This window comes from Shewanella sp. GJ50-10 (assembly GCF_055808815.1).
The window spans coordinates 1,209,215-1,233,833 of sequence record NZ_JBVVSS010000001.1 but is presented as its reverse complement, the minus strand read 5'-3'; the positions used below and the strand labels follow the sequence as shown (position 1 = coordinate 1,233,833).

At 39.5% G+C, this 24,619-nt stretch carries 18 protein-coding genes and 1 pseudogene; 3 read left to right on the top strand and 16 right to left on the bottom strand.

Annotated features, from left to right (window positions below; all coding sequences use genetic code 11):
• Nucleotides 1-173 precede the first annotated feature (173 nt).
• The 4 genes from AC0L4E_RS05170 to AC0L4E_RS05155 all read right to left on the bottom strand — a co-directional run bounded on the left by AC0L4E_RS05170 (nucleotide 174) and on the right by AC0L4E_RS05155 (nucleotide 9,050).
• Nucleotides 174-2,903: a family 20 glycosylhydrolase gene (locus AC0L4E_RS05170; RefSeq protein ID WP_473678281.1), complete on the bottom strand. Its 2,730-nt coding sequence runs from the start codon at nucleotides 2,901-2,903 to the stop codon at nucleotides 174-176.
• Between the two features lie 621 nt (nucleotides 2,904-3,524).
• Entirely contained in the window at nucleotides 3,525-4,229 is a 705-nt protein-coding gene (locus AC0L4E_RS05165) for a SapC family protein (protein ID WP_473678280.1), read from the bottom strand.
• Nucleotides 4,230-4,491: 262 nt separating this feature from the next.
• On the bottom strand, nucleotides 4,492-6,060 hold the full coding sequence (locus tag AC0L4E_RS05160) for a tryptophan halogenase family protein (RefSeq protein ID WP_473681536.1): 1,569 nt from the start codon (nucleotides 6,058-6,060) through the stop codon (nucleotides 4,492-4,494).
• A 392-nt stretch (nucleotides 6,061-6,452) separates the two neighbouring features.
• The gene (locus tag AC0L4E_RS05155; protein ID WP_473678279.1) at nucleotides 6,453-9,050 is read right to left on the bottom strand and encodes a TonB-dependent receptor; all 2,598 of its coding nucleotides are present in this window, start codon (nucleotides 9,048-9,050) and stop codon (nucleotides 6,453-6,455) included.
• A 444-nt stretch (nucleotides 9,051-9,494) separates the two neighbouring features.
• Here AC0L4E_RS05155 and AC0L4E_RS05150 point away from each other — a divergent pair, with 444 nt between their 5' ends.
• Nucleotides 9,495-10,505 (top strand): LacI family DNA-binding transcriptional regulator, encoded by a 1,011-nt coding sequence (locus AC0L4E_RS05150; RefSeq protein WP_473678278.1) that lies wholly within the window; start codon nucleotides 9,495-9,497, stop codon nucleotides 10,503-10,505.
• A 103-nt stretch (nucleotides 10,506-10,608) separates the two neighbouring features.
• On the opposite strand, the gene AC0L4E_RS05145 is transcribed toward AC0L4E_RS05150, so the two are convergent.
• On the bottom strand, nucleotides 10,609-10,950 hold the full coding sequence (locus tag AC0L4E_RS05145) for a P-II family nitrogen regulator (RefSeq protein WP_473681534.1): 342 nt from the start codon (nucleotides 10,948-10,950) through the stop codon (nucleotides 10,609-10,611).
• Nucleotides 10,951-11,170: 220 nt separating this feature from the next.
• Here AC0L4E_RS05145 and AC0L4E_RS05140 point away from each other — a divergent pair, with 220 nt between their 5' ends.
• Nucleotides 11,171-11,698 (top strand): GspH/FimT family pseudopilin, encoded by a 528-nt coding sequence (locus AC0L4E_RS05140; RefSeq protein WP_473678277.1) that lies wholly within the window; start codon nucleotides 11,171-11,173, stop codon nucleotides 11,696-11,698.
• Nucleotides 11,699-11,792: 94 nt separating this feature from the next.
• On the top strand, nucleotides 11,793-12,281 hold the full coding sequence (locus AC0L4E_RS05135) for a GspH/FimT family pseudopilin (protein ID WP_473678276.1): 489 nt from the start codon (nucleotides 11,793-11,795) through the stop codon (nucleotides 12,279-12,281).
• 80 nt (nucleotides 12,282-12,361) lie between these two features.
• Here the strand turns inward: AC0L4E_RS05135 and AC0L4E_RS05130 are convergent, their stop codons facing one another.
• From AC0L4E_RS05130 to ribF, 11 genes and pseudogenes are all read right to left on the bottom strand, one after another.
• The gene (locus tag AC0L4E_RS05130) at nucleotides 12,362-12,658 is read right to left on the bottom strand and encodes a TapY2 family type IVa secretion system protein (RefSeq protein WP_473678275.1); all 297 of its coding nucleotides are present in this window, start codon (nucleotides 12,656-12,658) and stop codon (nucleotides 12,362-12,364) included.
• Nucleotides 12,658-13,053 (bottom strand): type IV pilin protein, encoded by a 396-nt coding sequence (locus tag AC0L4E_RS05125; protein ID WP_299568232.1) that lies wholly within the window; start codon nucleotides 13,051-13,053, stop codon nucleotides 12,658-12,660. Before AC0L4E_RS05125 ends, AC0L4E_RS05130 begins: the two co-directional genes overlap by 1 nt.
• 6 nt (nucleotides 13,054-13,059) lie before the next feature.
• Nucleotides 13,060-16,596 (bottom strand): pilus assembly protein, encoded by a 3,537-nt coding sequence (locus AC0L4E_RS05120; RefSeq protein WP_473678274.1) that lies wholly within the window; start codon nucleotides 16,594-16,596, stop codon nucleotides 13,060-13,062.
• Between the two features lie 4 nt (nucleotides 16,597-16,600).
• Nucleotides 16,601-17,035, bottom strand: a complete 435-nt coding sequence (locus tag AC0L4E_RS05115) for a pilus assembly PilX family protein (RefSeq protein ID WP_299568230.1) — start codon at nucleotides 17,033-17,035, stop codon at nucleotides 16,601-16,603.
• An 11-nt stretch (nucleotides 17,036-17,046) separates the two neighbouring features.
• Nucleotides 17,047-18,054 carry a PilW family protein gene (locus AC0L4E_RS05110; protein WP_299568229.1) on the bottom strand — a complete coding sequence of 336 codons (1,008 nt, stop codon included), beginning with the start codon at nucleotides 18,052-18,054 and terminating at the stop codon, nucleotides 17,047-17,049.
• A complete protein-coding gene (pilV, locus tag AC0L4E_RS05105) occupies nucleotides 18,055-18,582 on the bottom strand; it encodes a type IV pilus modification protein PilV (protein WP_473678273.1) in 528 nt (175 codons plus the stop codon). It abuts the gene before it with no gap.
• A 286-nt stretch (nucleotides 18,583-18,868) separates the two neighbouring features.
• The gene (ispH, locus tag AC0L4E_RS05100) at nucleotides 18,869-19,828 is read right to left on the bottom strand and encodes a 4-hydroxy-3-methylbut-2-enyl diphosphate reductase (RefSeq protein WP_473678272.1); all 960 of its coding nucleotides are present in this window, start codon (nucleotides 19,826-19,828) and stop codon (nucleotides 18,869-18,871) included.
• 1 nt (nucleotide 19,829) lies between these two features.
• Nucleotides 19,830-20,264, bottom strand: coding sequence for an FKBP-type peptidyl-prolyl cis-trans isomerase (gene fkpB, locus AC0L4E_RS05095; protein WP_259651297.1), 435 nt, complete (start codon nucleotides 20,262-20,264; stop codon nucleotides 19,830-19,832).
• Between the two features lie 11 nt (nucleotides 20,265-20,275).
• A complete protein-coding gene (lspA, locus tag AC0L4E_RS05090; RefSeq protein ID WP_473678271.1) occupies nucleotides 20,276-20,773 on the bottom strand; it encodes a signal peptidase II in 498 nt (165 codons plus the stop codon).
• 9 nt (nucleotides 20,774-20,782) lie between these two features.
• A pseudogene (gene ileS / locus AC0L4E_RS05085) lies at nucleotides 20,783-23,604 on the bottom strand (isoleucine--tRNA ligase).
• 32 nt (nucleotides 23,605-23,636) lie between these two features.
• Entirely contained in the window at nucleotides 23,637-24,572 is a 936-nt protein-coding gene (ribF, locus tag AC0L4E_RS05080; protein ID WP_299568224.1) for a bifunctional riboflavin kinase/FAD synthetase, read from the bottom strand.
• Nucleotides 24,573-24,619 lie beyond the last annotated feature (47 nt).

The following is a 24,619-nucleotide window of genomic DNA, read 5'->3' as shown; positions in this document are numbered from 1 at the left end:
AATGAATACTAAACCTAAAATAAATATTTAAATATGCGTATTATTGTTATTTTGAGTATAAAAAAGGCGTTAACATAGTGTTTAACGCCTAATATTATTTTGAATAGATTCAGCTGTTTAATCAGAACTTTTTGCTTTTCTAATCAATCTAAGTTTATTTATCAATTGCCTACTTATAAGCTCAAACTTCTGCCTTTTCTGTTTCCATCTGGTGCGACAGATCGAACTTCAACAGCCCCAGACACTTCAATAGGCTGCTCATAACGAGTCCATACTGCATTGTCATCACGATATTCAATCTGCAAACCAGGAAAAGCAACATTGGCATGTAGCTTACCGTCGATTACTTTTGCACCCACCGTCGGTAATCGATAAGCAATATCGGCTTTATCTAGCTTGGCTAATTCTTTTTGTCCAAGTGTATTGGCCAGCTCATTCCATTGTTGCTGTTGCTTATTGCGTAATTCCGCCGTGAAGAAACCTGAATTAGCATCGTATACGGAGCCTTTATATTGATAAGGCACTTCCCATTTAGCCTTATGCCAAGCTTTCTCAGCTAGCATTAATACTCTTGGGTACATCATATATTCAGCAACATCATCACTACGTATGGTTTCACTCCAAATTTGACCTTGTATGCCGCTAAAACCTTTACCTTTCTCTAAAGGGCCAGATATTAAGTTCCCCTTGTCATCCTTTTTAACCCTATCATCTGCAACGAAATCATTGCCTTCGATGTCCTGCCACTGCTCAGCATTAGCTGGTAAATTATCTGGCATAAAGCTGAAAATCTTTTGGCTGTTCAGTGCTCGACCAGCCCAGTAATAACCGTGCTCTTTTGGATCTGCTTCATAAGGGAAGTCAAAATAAAGTACTTCTGGATTTGACAGTACTGCGTCCCAGCCAAGGTTTGCCTGTTTATGGGCACGCTTATAGCCATCATGAGATATTACATCCCAAATATTACTTTGGCTTTTAGCTGGCATATTTGAAGGGTTAGTGTGGCTCATGCCATCACTCCAACCAGCAGGTTCAATACCTTTGGCTGCAATTGAGTTTGATAAACGCTCAATAAAATATGCGCCTAAATCATCAACCGAAGACACGCCTTTGTCGTTACTTGCAACAAATGCCATACACTGTGGTGATTGCTTCCATGCCCCTGCGGTTTCATCAGCACCGATATGGTAGCGATGTAACGGGTGGTTTGCTTGTTGATGCAGCTTAGCGATTTCGCTAATGACTTTATCTACAAAGTGGAATGTCGATTCCATACAAACATTTAATGTATTGTCGCTGTAGTACTGCACTGATGAATATACGGTTTTATCCTCAGCATCTGACAATAAATACTCATTAGCAGCCAGTTCATTTCCTGCAGCCATAAACTGGCGGTATCGTGCATCCATCGACTTAATTGCCGCTCGAGAATGTCCCGGCATATCCATTGATGGGATCACTTCAACCTGGCGAGCAGTGGCATATTGTAATATTTCAATGTAGTCAGCTTTGCTGTAATAACCGTTAACCTTACTATCAGCAAAAGGGCCGCTACCTAACTGCGGGATAAGACAGGTTGTTTCGGTCAAATCATGACAACGTTTACTACCGATATCTGTTAGCTCTGGCAATCCTTCAATCTCTAAACGCCAACCTTCATCATCAGCCATATGTAAATGCAATTTATTGAGCTTATAAGCTGCCATTTGGTCGATTAAATCTAAGATCATTTGTTTGCTATGGAAGTTTCGAGCAACATCCACGTGCATGCCACGAAAGTCATAACGCGGACTGTCTTTTATTTGTAAGGCATTGAGTGACAACTCGCCTGGGGTAATTAAAGCGGCAATCGATGCAATACCGTAAGAAAATCCGGCATCATCCGCGGCATTTAAAGTAATTCCATCTGCTGTGAGTTCAAGCTGATAGCTTCCGTCAACTCCCGCTTCTGAGTTAGTGACTGAGCCAGTGACTGAGTTAGTGGCTGAGTTAGTCACTAAGTTTAATACTAAACCAGTATCATTAGATTCAACCCCTAAGCGAGATAATCTTGCTAGAGCAGCCGCTACAGCTTCAGGATTAACTTGGTTATAACTAACATTAATCCCCTTTGTTAAATCCACCACTTTGTCTGATGAGTCGACAGAAATACTTTCTGGAGTTGGAATAATTCGGTTTTCAGCTAGAGCGTGACTAAACGATACATTTTGGTTTGCCTCAAATAACACTTCAGCCTTAGCCCATACAAGCTGATCTTTTTCAGTGCGGCGATATTGCCTTTTGGCATCAGTGAATGCTTCAACATAGGGACGTTGCTCCATTCCCGTTTCTGTATCAATAGTCACTTTAGTGCTTTCGATAACTACCGGTGTGAGCCCTTCAACAACAATGTAGTAGTTAGGCATAGGATCAGTTTCAGATAACTGCCATAACTCACCTCTAAAATTGAGCGTTTTAGTCTCACCAGCTTTGAAGCCTGTAAAGTTTTTAGTTGGTGTAATTTGGTGTAAATCACCTTGCACTCGTTTAATGTCAAACTCAGGGTTTAATACTTGTTGAACTGGGCGCATTTGGCTGTAATAAATTGACCAATTCCCATCTGAAATATTCTTAGCGCTAGTAAAATCTATTTCAGCGATAAAACAACGTTGGTCTTGCTGATCTTCGGCGCAGGCTTCTTGCGGAACATTGCTCACCATACGGTAAGTCACATTTAATTGCTCAGCGAATTGATTAAGTGTTGTTTGAGTCCAGCTGTGTTCTACACTTTCAGCTTTCAACGATGATTGAGTGTCTGATTTAAGGTCTATGTTAGCTTGGGCTAGATTTTCTGAAGATGAATGCTGACAGCCAGCAACTCCTAACGACAATAATAATGCTGATGCGATGATAGTCTTATTCATATGTTCCTCAGTTTATTCCTTGTTATTGCTAACGCTAACAGTTCAGTGTAATTGAATCAGTTGCAAATAATTACTTTTAACTATCTCTTAATTTTTATCAAAATAAACAAGCAGGTATAAAGTTTTTGTATAAAAAAGACAAAAAAATAGCTGGGAACCATAGGATGAACCCAGCTTATACTCGTTTCTGGGGAGAGACTAAAAGTATAAAACCGATTGTGTCTCGCCCGACCGAAACACAATCAATAACATGGATAAAAGACCTCTTCCTTACCCATGTGGACCTTAAAACAACGAATCACACAAGCGATGACAACGCTGTCATTTATAATCTACAGAATAATGTTTTAGATTTCTACACTTTTTTAATCTTTAGCTACAGATAATTAACAACAAAGTACATTTATACTGTAAAACAATGATTTATCGCACCAATCATTCTTAAAATAAACTGAACTATGTTAATAAGGGAGAATTTGGCTAGTGGTTTTAATCTTCAAACTAGCGGCAATAAAAAAGGCACTAATCGCGATTAGGTGATTAAACCTTGCGAATATTGCCTTTAATTGACCATCAAGTTTACTTGATTACGTCTTTAAGGACTCTATCAGAACCTCAAGATTATGCCTTAGACATGATCTCTGTACGTGCTAGACGATTAACTTGATTCAATGATGAAAGGTGACCATAAATAGGACCTAATAAACCACGTTTTCTAAGCTCTAAATAATCTTCATCAGATAGCTCATTTAGCTTAGCTTCATCAATTAAGTATAAACCATTGATGTTACGCTTCTCACCCGCTACATCAACTGTAAGGGTTTGAGTCGTCAGTAATTCTTTTTCAGCTAAGAAACCTAAAATATTACGGCTAGCTTGATCTTGCTCAAAATGGGCTATTAGTGCTTTCTTGCGGTTTTCTAAGTATTCAGTTTCTTTCTCACCTTCGAATAATGCTTGACCTTCAGTTTTGCTTACTTCGGCAGCTTCTTCGCGAATACCAATCCAAACTTTATCTTTTACGTCTGGGTTTAATACTAAACCAAGTGGATAGTCACGTACGACAGCCGGGATATAAAGCCCTTGCCACTTGCCATCTTTAACACTTAGGTTCTGACCAGGCTTAAGACCTAGCATTGCAACAGCTTGAAACTCACCGTTGTCACTGTTTTTTACGAATACAATTGGGTATTCAGTGGCAGCACGACCAATTTCGTGCAAAGTTACTGGAACAATATGTTGATCGGCAACATGGTTGTAGCTTGATGGAGTGATTTTTAAATCACCGTGCTTTGCGTGTTCAAGTAACGTAATTTGGTTAGACATCTTGGCTCCTTCAGGCGCTTCTAATCAATAATAATTTTCAAAAATTCGGGATTCAAGTCCCTTTTTGTTTAAACTTTTAGCTTAATTTTTCGCTTGTAGATTAAAGTACAAATCCCAACATTTTTAAATGAAACTCCCTAACCTCTATTTAATAGACTTATATTCAATAGACAGCCAACAAGCTCACAATCACTTAATCTGCTGCTAACGTTACCGTATAGAGTAATAAAGTACCACCAGCTAACTAATTTATTGGGGTGTGTTAGATTGTTTTCAAGCCAAATTGTTTAATTTTATTTAATAATGCCCTGTGTTCAGGTAATTCAGCGGCTAAACCTTGGCCTATTTGTTCGATTTGAGCCACATGTTGCTGCGCTAATTGGCTATAGGTTTCACTAATTTGGGCATGTTGTGTGTGATACTTCATTCCGTAAAGCACATAAAGGTAGTTATCGATATTAAACACTTCGTATCGGGAAAATAAGTCATCAGTTAGTGGGCTAAAGTTTTGCCATAACATCATCTTTTGTTTTAAAGGCTCAGGAATTGATTCTGGATGACGGTTATCAATCCAGAAATCTGAATCAGTTCTATCAGAAATACAATAATGCAGCTTGGCAAATTCAACGACTCGCTCCCATGCATAAGTCATGGTGCCATTGAAACGTTCAGATAACGCCGGCATTTGCGCCATCGTTTGCGGTAACCGTTTAGCTAAGTAACCTGCTGCAAAGTCGGTCAATAAAATAGATGTTGCTTCTATTGGCTCTAAAAAACCTTGAGCAAGACCTAGCGCAACACAATTGTTAGACCAAAACTTTTCTCTATAACCTACTTTCATCGGTATTTCGCGCGAAGCTAAGGTATCTAATTTACCACCAAGATAGCGATCAAACTTTTGTTCAGCCTCGGATGACGTCATGTGATTGTCTGAGTATACAAACCCAGTACCACGGCGCTCTGGTAGCGCAATATCCCAAATCCACCCCGCTTGATGCGCCGTTGCAATGGTAAAGGGCGGTATAGCGTCTTCTTCAGTAATTGGCACTTGGGCAACAATGGCTTTATTAACAAATAACTGTTTGGACTTATCAACAAATGGTACCTGACACTTTTTAGCTAATAAAATCGACTCAAAACCGCTACAGTCGATAAAAAAATCAAATGCCAATTCTCCAAGCTTATCGGTTTTTAGTTGAGTCAGGTTGCCTTCATCATCAATATCAGCATCAAGCACATTTGCGTGTAGATGCTGAACTCCAAATTTACTGGTTGCATTACTGGCGAGTAATTTGGCAAATTTTGCTGCATTAAGATGATAAGCGTAACTGACTTTACCGCCATATTCTGGAGTAGTGATTAATTTCGGCGCTTTTAACGCTTCACAGATAAAGTGTTGCGGGGAAACATGTTGCGAATAGGACAAAGATGATTTTGAATGAGTTGCTTGTTGATGAAGCCACAGTGGCGTTAAATCAGCCCCTAACGGGCTTGGCACATCAAATAAGTGATGATAACTATTATTGTCTCCGTGCTTGGTTTTATCTAACCAATTACAGAATTTGATTGATTGCTTAAAGCTTACATCACAGTCTCGAATAAAGTCTGTTTCACGAATGCCAAAACTTTGCAGAGATTGCTTAATCGCTGGAACAGTCCCCTCTCCTACACCAATGGTTGGAATATCAGGAGATTCGATTAGTGTCACCGTGACATTAGGCAGTAACTGAGCCGCTTTGCCAATATGATTAGCCGCTAGCCACCCAGCTGTACCGCCACCAATAATGACAATACGCTGTACTTCTTTATTGACCTTATCGACCTCAATCATATCGACCTCAAATTGTTGGCTTTCATTTTTATTATTAGGGCCTGTTGATCTTTCAAGGTTGTTTTTGCAGCGAATTGTTGGCCATTTATACAAGGTAGAGACTTTGTGGTGTAGTTATTCTACATAAAAAGTCGATAACGCAGTAAAAATGGCCAACAAACGCTGCCCAAAGGGGTCGACTAAAAGCATTTTACTCTTTGTGGATGCATCTTTTTAAACCAAGAACTGCTTAGATGACTAGGCATCAATCCATCCGCCTCAATTAAAACGCTTTTATTTCGAACAAAACTTAACCAGCAAAGATCAACAGGCCCTAGTTTATTTAGCATATTACATTAAAAAGCCTAGCAATTAGCTAGGCTTTTTATCAACTTATCACTACTAAATAGTGTTTAGAAGCGTAAGTTTAAACCCACTTTGTAACGTGCTTCACCTTCGAAGCTCCATGCTGGGTATCCACCTTTAAGCTCTGGTTTAACTTCGGCATCATCTGGTGCAACACCTAATTGAACACTGTCTTCTTCAAGTAAGTTAACTACTTCAAATGAAATACCTAAGTACTCAGTGATGTTGTAGTTTGCACTTAAATCAAGTGTTCCAAAATCTTGATGTTCACGGTTACCGTAGAAGCCTGGTAGTTCACGCATCATGTATTCGCTACGCCAGTTGTATGCAACACGAGCAGAGAAGTCTTCCATCTCGTAGTAACCAACTAAGTTAACGGTATGCTTTGAAGAGTCAGAGAATACGCTAACTTCATCAGGGTAGTTTTCAGCTGCGGCATCTGAATCTGCAAAAGTATAGTTAGCTGAGTAACCAAAGCCGTTATCAAAACCGTCTTGGATTTGTAACTCGATACCTTGGATTTGACCACCTGTACCGTTTTTCTTACTCGATACAGTCCAGTTATCTTCACCTGAATCAGGATCCGTAATACCAATGCTTTCATCCAACGTCTGTGAAGAAGTCACAAACGAGCTAACATCTTTAATAAAGTAAGATAAGCCCATTAAACCATCTGGACTAAAGTACCATTCCACACCTAAATCGGCTTGCGTCGCTTTAAACGGTTCAAGAGCAATATTACCGGTATTAACAACTTCGTTACCTGCTGTGCCATCTGCGTAGCCAACTAAAGCTGAAGATGCAAACATGTCTGCATAATTAGGACGTGAAATAACTTGTGATGCTGAAGAGCGGATAATGACATCAGGAGCCACATCAAAAGCAATGTTTACACTTGGTAATACGTCGCTGTAGCTTGCATCAGCAGTACTTAAATTATCAGCATATGAGCCATCATCTTGAAGCGCAAAGTAATCTGATGTTGCGTCAGTTGAGATATAACGTAAACCGAAGTTACCGCGGATTCCGTCAGACTCAAAATTAGCCATTAAATATAAAGAAAGGTTTTCTTCATTAATCGTGCCGTAACCAGATTTATAAACTGGTCCTTCTTTAGAGAAACCACCAATAGCTGCTTTAGCATCACGTAACATGGCATCCATATCTGGCTTAGGTAAAGTATAACCTGCACCCGATGAAATTTGACCACTGTAATAAGCAGAAGCATCTTTTGCCACTATATCTGGATTAACGATTGCTGGAAGTGTTTCCTGAGTGACGTCATGGTCTGCGTAACGAACACCGGTTTTAATTGCAGTGATAGCGCCTAAATCAGTAGGAATGGTAAAGTCTACTTGAGCATAAGTTTCTTCATCTGAATTTGGTTGTTTCTTAAGCGCCCAACCTGCTGGTGACAATTGACCACCAAAATCATCTGCTGTGAAGTTTTTATTAGCAACATCAATTTTGATGACTTCACCAGTGGCATCGTAAGTACCAGCGTAATCTGCAGCTGTACCTAACCAAAAACCATAGTTAGAAGTTAATTCAGTACCGCCTTCAGACTTGGTATTACCCACACGACCTTCAACTTTAAAACTGTCATTTTCGTAATCGAAATTGAAGTCATAAGTATTTGAATCCATGCTTGCTTGACGAGCCCAAGTTTGTGCCCAACCTGGATTTGCACCATTGCCATCACGGCGATAAAAAGTACAAGTTCCTAAAGAGTTTTTCTGTTCACAAGCTTGTTCTTTATCATCTGGGAACATAACAAATAACGAGGTATTGGCATTATTTGCTTGCATATCCAGACTCATGAAATCTAGACCAAAGTTTAAGTTATCTGCTGGGCTATATTGAAGTGCACCGTTAATCGCTGTACGTTCACGGTCTTGTTCAAATGTAGTAGGAACAATATCACCCCAACCGACTAATGATTCTATGCCGTTACGTTGATACGTTGTTTCTGAACCAGCTGCAGAAATTAAGAAACCGAAGTTTTCGTTTTCATTTTTCCAACTATATAAGCCTGATAGTTCAGGATCAGTTTCTTCTGAAACAGTCCCGTAATCACCTTTAGCGCTAAAGAATACTGAGTTGGCATCTAAATCTAATGGTTTACGTGTTTTAACGATGACTGTGCCACCAATACCACCTTCAGGTAAATCAGCCTGAGACGATTTGTAAACTTCAATTCCACCAACCATTTCAGACGGTAATAAACTGTAGTTAAAGCTTCTGTCGATTGACTGTTGGTCAAACCAACCAGTTGAAGCAACTGAATGGCCATTTAATAATGTACGAGTCAGGCTGCTTGAAGCACCACGTATCGAAACACCTTGTCCTTGACCAAACTGACGACTCACAGCGACACCTGGTATACGTCCTAATGACTCACCCACGTCACCATCAGGGAATTTACCGATATCTTCTGCGGTTACCGCATCAACAACTGAATTTGAAAAACGTTTTTCGTTAACCGAAGCCTTCATCGAGGCACGCATGCCTTTAACTTCAATTTTCTCAATGTTTTCTTCAGCAGTTTCAGCATCAGCAGCCATAGCGCCTACTGAAACCATACTGCCTAGTAAAATAGCAATGTTAGTCGCTAAAATATTTTTCTTAAAATTAATAGGTCGCATCTTCATTTCCCTTCCATAACTTTATTATCGTTTTTGGATACATAACCATTCCAACCGGAATGACAACGCTGTCATGTCTAGAACAAACATTACACAATTATTAACAGGCTTGCCACAACAAAATAACTTGGGAGTGTTATTTTTGTTCAAAAAACAATAAAAAACCATATGACAATACCAGTAAAAAGCTAACTAATCAGTAGCTTAAAAAATGTAATACCCTGTATCATTTTTGCTACATTTATTTTTATGAAGACACTCATCCAACCAGAAAGACAATCGGTCATTGCCTATTTCTCCAAAAATAAGCACTATTAGTGATAATACAACTTATCTGATTGCATCTAATAGACGCTTTGATAACAATTTATTGGGGGATAAATGTCATCAAACAGAGATGAAAATCTGTTAAGTTAGTCGCCTGAATCAAAGAGCAAAATAATAATGAAAGTAACCATCAATGATGTTGCCAAACATGCCGGCGTTTCAATTAAAACTGTTTCTCGAGTCACTAACAAAGAGACCTCGGTTCGACAGGCTACAATTGACAAAGTTAACGCTGCAATTAGTGAACTTAACTACCAGCCTAATCTCGCGGCGAGAAACCTAGCCAGCACCAAGTCATATGTCATTGGTTTTATTTATGACAATCCTAATGCGTACTATGTCATTGATATGCAAAACGGTATTTTGTCAGCTTGCCAAGATAAAGGTTACGAATTGCTCATCCACCCTTGTGATGCAAAGTCGACAGATATTTGTGAAGAGCTAACCAAAATGGTGAAACATTCGCGGTTATCAGGGCTAGTACTTACACCGCCAATGTCGGAAGACCCAAAAATTCTTGCTGCTTTAGATGAAATAGATGCCAATTATGTCCGCATTATTGCTGGTGAAAGCACTGAAGCAGAAAACGGCCTAACAGTATTAGTTAACGATAAGCATGGCGCACTGGAAATCACCCAGCACCTTATTGATATGGGGCATTCTGAAATTGGTTTCCTTAGTGGAGATCAACACCATGAGTCCACCAAAGAACGCCTTACTGGTTTTAAGGACGCATTAACTCAAAACCAATTATCAGTAGTTAATGACTGGATATTAGACGGTCAGTATTCATTCGAGTCTGGGGTTGAGGGTGCCAATAAATTAATTAGCTTATCTAAGCGCCCTACTGCGCTAGTCGCTTGTAACGATGAAATAGCGGCTGGGGCCTTATTTGCAGCGAGGTTAGCGGGTTTAGATATCCCTAAAGATCTTTCAATCGTCGGTTTTGAGGATAGCCCCTTCTCCCGTCAAACTTGGCCAAAGCTCACTACAGTGCATCAACCCAATGTCAAAATTGCCAAGGTCGCAACTGAGTTACTTATTGCCAATAGCAAAGAAACGCTAGAAAAGAGATCAATGGTATTTACCCCTGAGCCAGTAATCAGGGATTCATCAGCGAGTCGATAATAAGTTATTTACTTACCTTATAGATACAAAAAAGCCTCTGAACACTAATTGTTAGAGGCTTTTTTATTAGCTTGCTTTAGCTTCGTGATAACAACAAAAAAGATTAAACCGCCTCTTCGTTCTCTTCACCGGTACGAATACGAATAACACGTTCAATATCAGTGACGAAAATCTTACCATCACCAATTTTACCTGTTCGAGCTGTATCAACAATCACTTCAATTGCTTGATCTAATTGCTCATCCTGAATAACTAATTCAATTTTAACTTTAGGAAGAAAGTCGACCATATATTCCGCGCCGCGGTAAAGTTCAGTATGACCTTTTTGACGACCAAAGCCTTTAACTTCTGACACAGTCATGCCAGTGATACCAATTTCCGCAAGTGACTCACGCACATCATCAAGTTTAAATGGTTTAATAATGGCTTCTACTTTTTCATCAATCACTCCTGTAAAATTTCGACGGTGCACAACTTGCGCTAACTTACTTTGTAAGTCATTTCAGTTATCAACAAACATTTCAGCTCTCAGTTTACCCGAAACATCATTCACTTACTTACAAAATTTAATATTTTAAACCTAAACAAGTCAAAAAATAGATTCATGACTATACTCTTATCACTGTCACAGGAAGTGACTTTTACACCAACATGGATGAATAGTAATGTCTTACCGATTAAGTCACGGGTTCAATTTAATTGAACTCGTCACGGTATTATTAATAGCAAGCATAATAATACTGATTGCAACACCTCAACTAACCTCTTTAAACCAAAGTATTCGCGCTGCTAGCAGTATCAGAACGATTCAATCTTCTATACAGCTTGCTAGAAATTTAGCTATCAACTACGGAGTAAACGTAACAGTTTGCCCCGTTTTAGAAAATCAATGCGTATCTAATTGGCAATCGGGGTTTACTATTTTTACTGATACTGGACAAAAAAATGTTATCGATGGTGCAGATCTAATCTTACATGAGGTTAGTCCATTCCATTACGATGATATTGTTCAATATAACCGTAGTTCAATCCGATTTAAAAGCACAGGCCTAGCCTCCGGCACTAATGGCACACTTACATACTGCCCTGTAACATTTGATAGTCAGTACTCTAAAGCAGTAATTATTAATCAAGCTGGACGCATAAGATTTTCGAAAAAAAGAATATTTCCTGTAAACAATAATCAGCACTAACAAGTACATTAATTGAGTTAATTAAAATCAATTAATCACTGAATTTAGCAGCTTCCTTGGTTATACTTAAATCAATAAGTACAAGGAACTTAACATGAAACGAGCTTTAAAAGGATTTACATTAATAGAGTTAATGGTAACTGTAACTATCGCAGCAGTAATAATAACTGTAGCCGTACCTGCTCTTAAAACTTTCTATGAACAACAGCGAGTTAAAAGCAATATTGAAGTAATTAAAAATATTGTTGCTTTCGCTCGAAATCAAGCAGTGAGCTATGGTGCCACTGTAAGTGTATGCCCTTTTGCAAGTGCTACTTCCTGTGGTTCAACAACAGACTGGAGCAATGGCGTAAGAGTTTTTATCAATGCAAATGGCGCAGACACTGAACTAAGAGCAATAGATAGCTTTAATGACAAAGATTCAGTGAAAGGTCCTGCTGGAATAATCACATTTTCTGCTGATGGTTTATCTTCTGCTGGCGAGTTTATTTATTGCCCAGCCGGTGAAAGTGACTCTTCTAGAAGTATAACCGTGAGTGGTGGAGGATTAATTTCTTATGGCGCTGATGGAAAAAGCTGCTAATTACAAAAATAATTAGCAGCTTCTTTATCTAGGTATAGACGTTAAATTGTAAAATTTGACAAAACAAAGCTAACTCAAGTTTAGCGAAGTGTTTTGTTATCGATTTCACGGCCTAAACTGGTAGAAAATGTTGCATTCAGAGGTAAGCACTCATTAACCTCTCTGATAAAATATTTTCTATTTTTTTGATAATCTTTCATTTTTCTGCCAGTTAACCTAGCCATTTTGTTATCGACTTCACTTGCTGTCCAATTGAAAAAGATCACTCTGTCTTCAGATGATGTACTCACATGACATTTATAATCTTGCTTCTCGGTTGCTTTAGCGACAGAAATTAATGGCATAAAACATAAAATGATTGTTAATATTTTTTTCATTACCAACACTCCTCTGAAGGGCCTTTCACACCTGCAGCTGTAAGAGTAATTGTTGCACAAGTAGAATCTCTAGCCGCTTGAACACCAATTGCAGTAGCAGTAATTACGTAATCATTGGTACCTGCCGAGTCGACTGAATAAAAAGCCGATTCAGTTACAAAAGGGTCGGCACTTAAGCCTAATGAAGTCATATCTTCAGCAAAAGAGCGATTATCGATATAGAACTGCTCTTGCAAGTTTGCGACTCGCATTACAGCTCCAACCCCTTCAGAACGAGCGCTTTTAATCACAAACTCTGTATAGCTAGGATAAGCAATTGAAGCTAATATCCCTATAATCACAACGGCAATCATAACTTCAATTAACGTAAATCCATTTCGTTTCACTGTATTCATTAAGCGCTACTCTTCAATATGATAATAAATTCTGTTCGTGCTCAAACCTGAGCCTAAAGTTGCAGTACCTTTACATTCACCATTCTCACATTCCCCTTTACCTACACCAATAATGTAAGCAATAGAGTCTTCCCCATCTTCAGGCTTAGGTATAACGATTTGTGGAGTATCAGGGACCCGCTCACCTATATCATAGTAAAGCTCGCTATAAGTTCGAGTTCCTTTATGCAAACCTAATCTATAAAGCCTTCCTTGCCCTGCAAAACCACAAACACCCAGTTCAAAATCAATCTCTTCATTTAACGGCGGAACAAAAGAGGTAAAGTAGACTTCACCATTAAATATTAAAGACGAAGATAGGCTTTTTTCACCTGTATTTGAGAAGTCATAGAACCAGCCTCTCTTTGTACCAAATGTTAATTGCTGAGCTTCTGTATCTGGAGCAGCGCTAGTAACGTCATATAAATCGTTTATAGTTAAAGCATCAGGAATAGCAATTCCTCCAGTACCATATTGATTCGTTATCACATGCCTATCTTGAAGTACAAAAAACATATCGTTAGTCACTGTGCCTAATGGATTAGTTCGATTACCAGAGCCTATTGCCACTGCATCATAAGGAATATTTTGATAAGTTAATTGACCATTTGTACTATGAATATTATTAAATTGAGTTTGAGCAACTGACGGCTCAGCAAAGAACATTCTGCTATCAGTTGCAGTTTGACCACTTAATGTAGCAAACTTAAAAATAGACCAAGTCGATTTATCTGCGGATGGCATATCCATCCGCCAGACATTTCCGCCAATATCAGAAGCATAAATTCGATCTGTAATTCCATCATTATTACTGTCTAAAATTGCCACTTTGGTTGCAATACTGTTCATATCTGTAGCGGTAAACGTTTTAATTGGCCCTGAAGTTGGACCAGTATCAGCGTCAACTATATATATTGCCTCGCCTGTACCTGTATCAGTTCCAAAACCGCCACCAAATATCAACACAGGTTTTTCTATTCCAGGAACAAAAGTAACGATAGGCTCAGACCATGTTTGACCTAACTCCTCAAAACCAGACATGCCAGACGTTAACTGCCATTTAAATGAAGGGTTATCAGGGTTCGTAATGTCTAATGCATAATATGATGAACCGCCGCGGCGCATGCCGAAATACGCCCAAGCTTTAGATAAAGAACCAGAGCTATCCAGTTCAGTGTAAGCAACGGGAGATAAATCCATGCCATAAACACTATGCTCGCCTGTAGGGTCATTCTCTCTTAAAGTAGGCACATTGCTCCATAACTCTTGAGGAATAAACGCCCAAGACTCCAAAACTGTCCCAACAGAAAAGTCATCACTGCCGCTATCTGAGTCTTTAAACATATGTACTAACCCTTGGTTAGTCCCAACCAGAATACGTACATCAAGATTAGTCGCGCTACTGCCGTAATTAATTGCTAATGGTTTCGAATGAAGTGGGTCACCCATCACGTCGATTCGGGCTTCAGTGAAATTGTTGTTGTTATTGTCATCATCAACATCTACACCATATAACCAATCTAAGTCAGCTTGTGAATAATTAGAGACAAAGCTCGACCCATCAATATCAGCTAACCCACTACTATTTGTCAGCAACTTCCTATTTTTAAGCGATGACCTTAAAACTGGCAATACGCCACCAGAATTGACGTTATTGCCATCTTTTTGGCCTTCAGAACACGCATTCCAGTATGTACAGGTATCTGAAGATATGTTCCCATCAGAATCAATGGCATTAGTTGTCCCACCAGGACCTACAATTTCACCAGCACTGTTAACCTTTAATTTCTTTAAATTACCGCTCCACCTCGGTCCTTCTCCAGGATAAAACATAGCGAAATATGCAGAGTTATATGTCTGAGTCTTATCGAAATTATTACTCGCAATACTCGGAGATGTAAATGATGTATTAACCTCAAGAATATTCATTAAAACATCGCTTATGGCCTGTTGAAGGTCAAGACCACTCGTTGCTCTAAAATAACCCGTTGAGACACCATTTTCGTCTCTAGCGCTACCTGCCCTAAAGGCCGCTTCTTCAAGAAGCTCTGCGGCAGCATCTGCACCATCAGAAAAACCAATAGTATATAGTTTAACTGTTTGCTTATTATCTACACCATCCGCATCTAGTACACCTTGAACCACATCATTATTTGCCATATAAGCAGCAAGTGCTGGTAAATAATTGTCTTCAGTATTGCCATAACCATTAACAGATGAAAATGCTGAGTAGTCTGCTGATGTTTCTGCCGAACTAGCTAGCGCTATAATGGCATCATCAGCTGAACGATCGAGAGTAGGGGCACCGTCAGTAATGTAAATGACGTAAGCTGTATCAGGGCATTTTTTCAGTGGCGAAGAATAATTACCTGAACTGATAATACTAGGGGGGTCATTTGGCGTATACCAGTCAAACCTATTATTGCCCTGACCATTATTATCTTTATTACCAAATGTGACAGGTCCACCACTGAAGTAACGATAGGCCTCAAATAAAGTTTCACAAAGCGGGGTGTTTGTTTCTGGGTCTAAACTTTTGATAGTGGTGATGAGATCGCTTTGATTAGCTGATGTCATTTCTTTTACTTCTGAAATGATTCTCCCACCATCGGCATTCCCTTCTGAAGGGTAATTGACATTAAAAATAGCTAAACCGGCATCAATTGGTATGGACATGTCGATTAATGCTGTCTCCAAAGCCGTTTTGGCAACATCCATACGCGAACCGGTACCACCACTATTTTGTCCATCCTCAGTGGTCGTTACCCATTTATACCAAACAAGGTAATGTGAGGAATACAGTGTAATCGCTTCACCAGTACCAAAATCTGTAGATTCATAGCTTTGTAATCGATCAGTTTCTGATGTACCAGTTGTATACATATCTTTCACGTCAATGGGGAAGCCGTCATCGAATGGGATGTATGTATTACCATGCTTTTGTCTTCCAGGGTTTTTCGCATCGCCATCAACGATGTCTTTTAAACAATCAACTATTTGGCCTTGGTTAAAACCATTATTCTCGGCTAATGATACCCAAGTACCAGTATTACCTTGAGATTTGAATTCATGCAAATATCCAGTATATTTGCCTCTTTCTTCCAAGGCTTGAATAGAGCTATTACAATTGTTGTTATCGGCATAAAATCTGCGAGCATCATTAGCATCATCTGGTGTAGGGAGACTTGAGTTATCAATACCACCCGCGTTCCAATAGAGACCTTTATCATTAATGTAACCAGAATAGCTCGCTAAATAGTCGTCAAAGCCATCAGCATAACTACAATTACCCGCAGAATTTTGCTCAGCAGAACAATAGGGAGCAACAGAGTCCTGATCTTCAGTCCCCATACTCCCAGAATTATCAAATATAAATAAAATTTGCGGACGCTTTCCTGATTTAGGGCCAGAGTCAATTAAATATAATTCGGTATCATCGGCAAGTGTAAAAGCAGACATTACCAATGATGCGGTAAAAGAGGCTACTATAAGTTTATTAAACATAAGATTAATTTCCTGTTAGCACTTGTTGCTCTACACCTGCTGCAACAGTGATAGAGCCGAGATTTTGGCGGCCAAATTGAGCTACGCTGGTGACTTGTGCTCTTCTGCAAGCAACTAAATTGGTTCCTGTTGCATTAGACGTTCGTTGACATCCAACATCTCTTACACCTGTTTCTGGTAATGGTGTAATCACTTGTACGCTATTAAATTCATTAGCATTAACAGCTGCGGCCATATTAGCTAAAGAAGCACCTGAATGATTAGAGATAACTTGTTCCAAGCCACCGTTGGCAATAGCTTTAGCCTCAACTCTTTCTGAACCTGCTCCAGCCATTCTTAATGATTGAGTTGAATTGACAGCCAAAGCAACCCCAATGACAGTCATAATGACTAGTATTATTAGTGAGGAAAAAAGCACAATTCCTTTTTGTTTTTTCATATTCATAACCATCAATTTCTAATTAATACTGGGTTTTCCAGTACAACCGTTGTAGCCATCACTTTTCTTCTAAAATTATCATTCGGAGCAGCAATAGTTTTATCACCTACTCGATATTGAGTTTGATTGGTGTAAGTAGAATCTTCTTGAATAGCACGTACAAGTACATAAATTTTAATAGCGACTAATCGTTGGAATGACTCGTTATCCCACATTAGAGAGGTCACTAATGATGAGGGTATAAATCTATCAGGTGTGCTATCGCCATCATTATCAAAACCAAATGAATATCTTATATTTTCGATACCTTGGACAAGTTGCTCATCGTTAGTCATGCCCCCATCCGTTAACGTTTTACGGCTTAAAATTGGAACTCCATTTTCAGTATCAATAAAATACACTCGATGCTGGTATTCCCAAACTCTTGAATTTAATATGTCTTGAGAAGGATCTAAACCATTAAAGAAAACAGCTTGAGTGGAGGTTGAAGAAACAAAAAAGCTTGAACCATTGCCTACAGGGCTATCCGTACCATCACCACTACCTGCATTTGGACCAACAAAACGTTTTATTTGTATTACATCAGTACCAGAAACAACACTAACGTCACTTAAGCAAGTTAATGACTCACTGCTCACTCCACTTTCATATGCCCACAAACGCCTAAAGTGTGCAGGTTGATTGTTCGGTAACGTTTCATTATTTAAACCTGCACCTATACAGTCATCAGCTGCAGCAACATTACTATCTAAAATAGTATTAGTTCCTACAATGAATTCTGTACCTGTCATATCTCCAAAAAAGCCTAGTTGGCTAATATCTCTCTCTAAAATAGCCAAAGCAATTCGACCATTTTCTTGTAATTGATTAAATTGGCTTGTCGTCGTCACATTTGATGAAGACATGCTAAACATGGTGAATATTCCTGCTGACAGAAATAAACTGATGACTAAAGCAACCATTAATTCAACAAGCGACATACCTGATTGCTTATTATTAATTTTATTTATAATTATCATTTATATGATCACTGTTTCTAATGTGTAAATTCTTCGCTTATCGCTCTCGGTGCCACAGGAGTTTTCATCACCAGAATCACTTGTACTTCTTATGCCTTCCCAAGACAAAATAACAGTCACGGTATCGCCATTTTGCTGGATACACCCAGTCGCGGTACTCAGCCCACCAACATTTTGAGTTCCAACCGTTTCAGAGGTACCAGTAAACGCTGACTGCCATTCAAATATGTCCCAATTTGTCATTTCGGCAGTTGAACATATAGCTGTGCCTTCGCAATTTTTACTGACAGCCGCTGGATTACCTGAATATGGAGAACCGTTTACATAGTTAGCTATCTGAGTTGGGTTTAAGCGCATTCGATTGATAATATCGTTGGCATAATAAGAAGCCTGAGTCTGTTGAAAAGACTCAAAACTACCGCGCTTAGCAACGATATGAAGATTAAAAATCCCTATCAACCCAACGGTTAAAATAACTAATGAAACCATCACTTCAATTAAGGAAAATCCATTCCTTTTTACTGACATGAGTGTCAAACCTCCATTAACTGCCACATTTTTGACATGTTAACTTAATATAATTTGTTTAAAATCCTAAACTTAGATACAAAATACTATACCAATTAAAATTAGTCGAGCAAGATGTAGCCAAAAGGTTACTTATTGTATACTAAATATTGGTCAAAGATTAACTTAAGCGATCTATACAGTATAGCTCAATAAATAGTCCAGTAGCTGCAGGCATAAAAAAACCGTAAGCCTAATAGGTTTACGGTTTTAATTTAATCAGCTGTATGAACTAACGATTAAGTTATTACCTTAATTCAGCTGGGACAGCAAAGACAGTGTCTTCTTTTCGCCCTTCTACTTCAGTTATCACTGAAGGCTCAAATTTAGCAATTGCATCGACAACTTGTTGTACAAGCACTTCAGGTGCTGAAGCTCCTGCAGTCACGGCAACTTTTGCCACCCCATCTAACCAAGATTCATCGACATCTGCGGCAGTATCTACTAAGTAAGCTTTAGTACCTGTTTTTTCGGCTAACTCTCTCAGTCGGTTTGAGTTAGAGCTGTTTTTAGAACCAACAACAATAAACAAATCAGCATCTGATGACATCGTTCTTACTGCATCTTGGCGATTTTGCGTTGCGTAACAAATATCATCTTTACGCGGGCCTTCAATTGAAGGAAATTTAGCCTTTAATGCTTCGATAATATCTAACGTGTCATCAACAGATAATGTGGTCTGAGTAACAAAGCATAAGTTTTCGGGGTTGTTAACTTCTAGTTTAGCGACACTTTCTGGCGACTCGACAAGATAAACCCCACCTTCCGCATTGTCATATTGGCCCATAGTCCCTTCAACTTCTGGGTGGCCTTCATGACCAATCAGAATACACTCGATACCCTTGCGGCTTGCACGCGTGACTTGTAAGTGCACTTTTGTCACTAAAGGGCAAGTTGCATCAAAAACCTTTAACCCACGATTTTTAGCTTCTTGTCTAACAGCCTGAGACACACCATGAGCACTGAATATGACAATACTATCATCAGGAACTTGCTCAAGCTCATCGACAAATATCGCGCCGCGCTCTTTGAGGTTTTCAACCACATATCGGTTATGCACCACCTCATGGCGAACATAAATAGGCGGTTCAAATAACTCTAAAGCACGTTCCACAATGCTAATTGCGCGGTCTACCCCTGCACAAAAACCTCGTGGGTTAGCAAGTAATATATTAAGTTCTGGAGACGTCGGATCAACTTTAAGCATCTTAAAGTACCTCTACCACATCAAGTTCAAAAGTCACTTTCTGACCAGCTAATGGATGATTTAAATCAACGGTTATTGAATCACCGGCAATTTCTCTTACCATTCCAGGAATTTCACTACCGCCAGGCCCGCCAAAACTAACGATCACACCAGGTTCAAGTTCCATATCCGCAGGGAAACGACTTCTATCCATGTGATGAATCGCATCAGGATTTGATTCACCGAACGCATCAGCAGGTTCTAAAGTAAAATTGTGTTTATCACCAAGTTGTAATGCAATAATCTCAGCTTCAAATGCAGGGCTTAAGCTACCATCACCAACATTAAACCTTGCCGGCTTGCCAGATGATTTAGTGCTATCAGCAGTAGAACCATCTTCAAGTATGATATTCATATGGCATAAAATTGAACGAGATGAAGCTTGTTGTTCTGACAAAATAATTCTCCCTAACTTTCTTTTGCTGGCTCTTCTGGCTTAAATGATTCCCAAATAATCAATACTGCACCGATAAAAATACCTGCATCAGCAATATTGAACGCTGGGTAATGGCTAGTGTTCCAATAGAAATCAATAAAATCGACAACATAGCCGTGAATTAAGCGATCAACTAAATTACCAATAGCGCCACCAATAATCAGGGTATAGGCTAAATTGGTACGCCATAGTGAAGATGATTGCTTTCGTAACCAAACCGTCAGAAGTGTGCTAAAGCCAATAGCAATAATAGTAAATAACCATCGTTGCCAGCCACCCGCTTCACTTAAAAAGCTAAAAGCAGCGCCGTAATTACGGACATAGGTAAAGTTGAAAAAAGGTAAAAGCTGTATGGATTCATACAGCTCAAAATTTAATAACACCCATTGCTTAGATAGCTGATCGGCAAAAAATACCAATACAGCTACCCAATACCAACGAATGCCACTTTCTTTCCAAGTAAGAGGCATTATTAGTCCTTAAGCAAAATCACGATGTTCACCATCGCCTTCAATGTTTGTTACGCAGCGTCCACAAAGTGTTGAATGCGACTCGATAGTGCCTACATCTTCACTGTAGTGCCAGCAGCGGTCACACTTCTGTGCACTACTTTTCGCAACCATTAACTTAAGTGAACTAAGCTCTGTTTCAATCGCATCTGTTGGCGCACTCTCTAGTGTTTCAACGTCTGTTTTTGAAGTCAGTAATACAAAGCGTAATTCATTATCAACTTTTGCTAACTGAGCAGCTAATTCGCTATCAGCAAATAAGGTCACTTCGGCTTCTAAAGAACCACCGATACGTTTATCACGGCGGGCTTGTTCAAGCACTTTATTGACTTCATTACGCACAGTCAGTAACTGCTGCCAGTAATCATCACTTAAATCGCCATCTAATGTGACTGACTCAAGCCCTTGATACCATTCTTCAGTGAATACAAACTCTGTACGTTCGCCAGGTAATAATTTCCAGATTTCATCAGCAGTAAAGCTTAGAACAGGCGCAATCCAACGAACCATAGCTTCAGCAATATGGTAAAGCGCTGATTGACAGCTACGACGAGCATGACCATCTTGCTTTGCTGTGTACTGACGATCTTTAATAATATCTAAGTAGAAGCTACCTAACTCAACAGAACAAAATTGCATTAGCTTCTGAGTCACTGAATGGAAATTATATTGATCGTAAGCTTCAATAATTTCTTCTTGTAGTGCAGCTGCACGACGTACAACCCAGCGATCAAGTGATACCATATCTTCTGTGGCAATCATGTCAGTTTCTGGGTTAAAGCCATTTAAGTTAGCTAATAAGAAACGTGCAGTGTTACGAATACGACGATATGAATCAGCGCTACGATTTAGGATTTCATCCGAAACCGTCATTTCACCACTGTAATCAGTAGCTGCAACCCATAAACGTAGAATGTCTGCACCAAGTTTATTGATAACTTGCAGTGGCGCAATAACATTACCAACAGACTTTGACATCTTGCGGCCTTTACCATCAACGGTAAAGCCATGAGTTAATACTTGCTTGTACGGTGCTTTACCGTTCATCGCAGTAGAAATCATGAGTGATGACATAAACCAACCACGATGCTGATCGCTACCTTCAAGGTATAAATCTATTTCATGGCCATTAAATTCAGGTCGTGATGCAACAACTGATGAGAAAGTTGAACCTGAGTCATACCAAACGTCTAAAGTATCGGTCACTTTACGGTATTGCTCAGTTTCATCGCCAATCAGTTCACTGATTTCAAGATCCCACCACGCTTGGATGCCTTCTTGCTCAATGCGATGGGCAACACGTTCCATAATAGCAACGCTATCAGGATGTAACTCATCCGTTTCACGATTAACCAATAATGTGATTGGTACGCCCCAAGTACGTTGGCGTGAAATACACCAGTCAGGACGGTTCTCAACCATTTTTTCTATACGGCTTTGACCCCAATCAGGGATCCACTGAGTTTGCTCAATTTCACCTAATGCTTGCTTACGTAAGCCATGGTTGTCCATTGAGATAAACCACTGCGGCGTCGCACGGAAAATAATGGGTGTTTTATGGCGCCAGCAGTGCGGGTAACTATGACGGTAAGCCACATGATGTAATAGTTGACCTTTTTCTTCTAACAGTTCAACGACACTCTTGTTCGCTTTAAATACGTGTTGACCAGCAAAGAATTCAGTATCAGCTTTGTATACACCGTTATCACCAACTGGGTTGGCAACTTCTAATCCATACTTTTGACCAACAACGTAATCGTCTTGACCATGGCCAGGAGCGGTATGAACAACGCCAGTACCCGCTTCAGTTGTTACGTGGTCACCTAAAATTGCCGGCACATCAAATGCTGACAAAGGATGATTAAAACGAAGCAACTCAAGTTCAGCACCTTTAGCAGTACCAATAACGGTATGGCTTTCAGCTTCAAATCGAGTCATACACGACTCAACTAACACTTCAGCTAAAATGAGTGTTTTAGTCACACCATCTTTAACAAACTCAACCAAACTATAATCAAGTTCAGGGCTTAGGCATAACGCGCGGTTAGCTGGAATAGTCCAAGGCGTCGTTGTCCAAATTACCGCTGAAATTGTTGAGGTATAACCTTCAACACCAAACTTTGCTGCAACAGCTGCTGAATCAACCGCATTAAACGCAACATCAATAGCTGGTGAGGTTTTATCTTCATATTCGACTTCTGCTTCAGCAAGAGCTGAACCACAGTCAGTACACCAATGAACAGGCTTAACACCTTTGTGTAAGTGGCCGCTATCAATCACTTTTGACAGTGAACGAACAATGTTCGCTTCAGTGCTGTAATCCATCGTTAAATATGGGTTATGCCAGTCGCCTAATACGCCTAAACGAATAAAGTCATCACGCTGACCGTCAACTTGCTTCGCGGCATACTTACGGCATTCAGCGCGGAACTCAGCAGCTGAAATCTTCTGGCCTGGCTTGCCAACTTTTTTTCTACCATCAATTCGATAGGTAAACCGTGACAATCCCAACCTGGAACGTATGGCGCATCAAAGCCTGCCATCGTTTTAGATTTGATGATGATGTCTTTTAAAATTTTGTTTACTGAGTGACCGATATGGATATTGCCATTCGCGTACGGAGGGCCATCATGTAAAATGAATGGTTTGCGTCCAATTCGACTATCACGAATCTTTTGGTAAAGTTCGTTTTGAGTCCAACGGTTTAACATTTCTGGCTCACGATTAGCCAGATTACCGCGCATCGGAAAATCTGTTTCCGGCAAATTCAACGTAGATTTATAGTCGGTCATTGATCCTATACCATTAATTGGGCTGATTTATTTCAACCTGCATCATTGCCAAATAAAGCTTTTGCTTCATTTGCATCATTCAAAATTTGTTTTTTCAGTGCATCCAATGATTCAAACGGATGTTCATCACGGATTTTTGCCACTAATTCTACTTCAACACGTTTACTGTATAAGTCACCGTCGAAATCAAATAAGTGCACTTCTAGCTGGCAGACTTGCCCATCAACTGTTGGTCTAAAACCAACATTGGCAACGCCTTCATATATATCACTGTCATCCCAATACATTTTAACTGCAAACACACCGCGAACAGGTGATACCTTACGTTTTAAGGCGATATTTGCAGTAGGAAACCCTATGGTTCTTCCTAGCTTTTGACCGTGAGCAACACGGCCGGTTAACACAAAGGGATGACCTAATAATCTTCTTGCTTGCTCTAAATTACCTAAAGCAAGTTGTTCTCTTACCGCTGTTGAGCTCACTCTTATAGAGCCTAAAATAAAGCTCTGCGTGCTAACAACCGTAAATCCAAACTTTTTACCTGCTGCCACCAACATTTCAAAAGTGCCGGTTCTGTTTTTGCCAAAGCAAAAATCATCACCAACAACTAAATACTTAACGCCGAGTTTTTTAACGAGTAAGTCTTCAATAAACTGCTCAGCAGGTTGATTGGCAAAACGACTGTTAAAATTAACACAGAGCAGACGGTCAATATTAAGTTCATCAAGTAAACTAATTTTATCCCGTAGCAAACTAATTCTTGCTGGCGCATCTTGCTGACGGAAAAGCTCTTGTGGTTGAGGTTCAAACGTCATTACTACAGCAGGTAGCTGAAAATGCTTTGCCTTATTAACTAAGTTATTAAGCACTTGCGCATGACCACGATGCACACCATCAAAGTTACCAATAGTGAGCACGCACCCATGATGCGAAGGTAAAATATTGTGTATACCGCGGATTAGTTCCATTACGCCAATTAACTGCTACTGTAAATCGGCTGATTATATACTAGATA

Excerpts from the sequence above, each read along its gene's own strand:
- AC0L4E_RS05170 (WP_473678281.1), bottom strand. The coding sequence starts at position 2,903 with ATGAATAAGACTATCATCGCATCAGCATTATTATTGTCGTTAGGAGTT.
- AC0L4E_RS05165 (WP_473678280.1), bottom strand. The coding sequence starts at position 4,229 with ATGTCTAACCAAATTACGTTACTTGAACACGCAAAGCACGGTGATTTA.
- AC0L4E_RS05160 (WP_473681536.1), bottom strand. The coding sequence starts at position 6,060 with ATGATTGAGGTCGATAAGGTCAATAAAGAAGTACAGCGTATTGTCATT.
- AC0L4E_RS05155 (WP_473678279.1), bottom strand. The coding sequence starts at position 9,050 with ATGCGACCTATTAATTTTAAGAAAAATATTTTAGCGACTAACATTGCT.
- AC0L4E_RS05150 (WP_473678278.1), top strand. The coding sequence starts at position 9,495 with ATGAAAGTAACCATCAATGATGTTGCCAAACATGCCGGCGTTTCAATT.
- AC0L4E_RS05140 (WP_473678277.1), top strand. The coding sequence starts at position 11,171 with ATGTCTTACCGATTAAGTCACGGGTTCAATTTAATTGAACTCGTCACG.
- AC0L4E_RS05135 (WP_473678276.1), top strand. The coding sequence starts at position 11,793 with ATGAAACGAGCTTTAAAAGGATTTACATTAATAGAGTTAATGGTAACT.
- AC0L4E_RS05130 (WP_473678275.1), bottom strand. The coding sequence starts at position 12,658 with ATGAAAAAAATATTAACAATCATTTTATGTTTTATGCCATTAATTTCT.
- AC0L4E_RS05125 (WP_299568232.1), bottom strand. The coding sequence starts at position 13,053 with ATGAATACAGTGAAACGAAATGGATTTACGTTAATTGAAGTTATGATT.
- AC0L4E_RS05120 (WP_473678274.1), bottom strand. The coding sequence starts at position 16,596 with ATGTTTAATAAACTTATAGTAGCCTCTTTTACCGCATCATTGGTAATG.
- AC0L4E_RS05115 (WP_299568230.1), bottom strand. The coding sequence starts at position 17,035 with ATGAAAAAACAAAAAGGAATTGTGCTTTTTTCCTCACTAATAATACTA.
- AC0L4E_RS05110 (WP_299568229.1), bottom strand. The coding sequence starts at position 18,054 with ATGATAATTATAAATAAAATTAATAATAAGCAATCAGGTATGTCGCTT.
- pilV (WP_473678273.1), bottom strand. The coding sequence starts at position 18,582 with ATGTCAGTAAAAAGGAATGGATTTTCCTTAATTGAAGTGATGGTTTCA.
- ispH (WP_473678272.1), bottom strand. The coding sequence starts at position 19,828 with ATGCTTAAAGTTGATCCGACGTCTCCAGAACTTAATATATTACTTGCT.
- lspA (WP_473678271.1), bottom strand. The coding sequence starts at position 20,773 with ATGCCTCTTACTTGGAAAGAAAGTGGCATTCGTTGGTATTGGGTAGCT.
- ribF (WP_299568224.1), bottom strand. The coding sequence starts at position 24,572 with ATGGAACTAATCCGCGGTATACACAATATTTTACCTTCGCATCATGGG.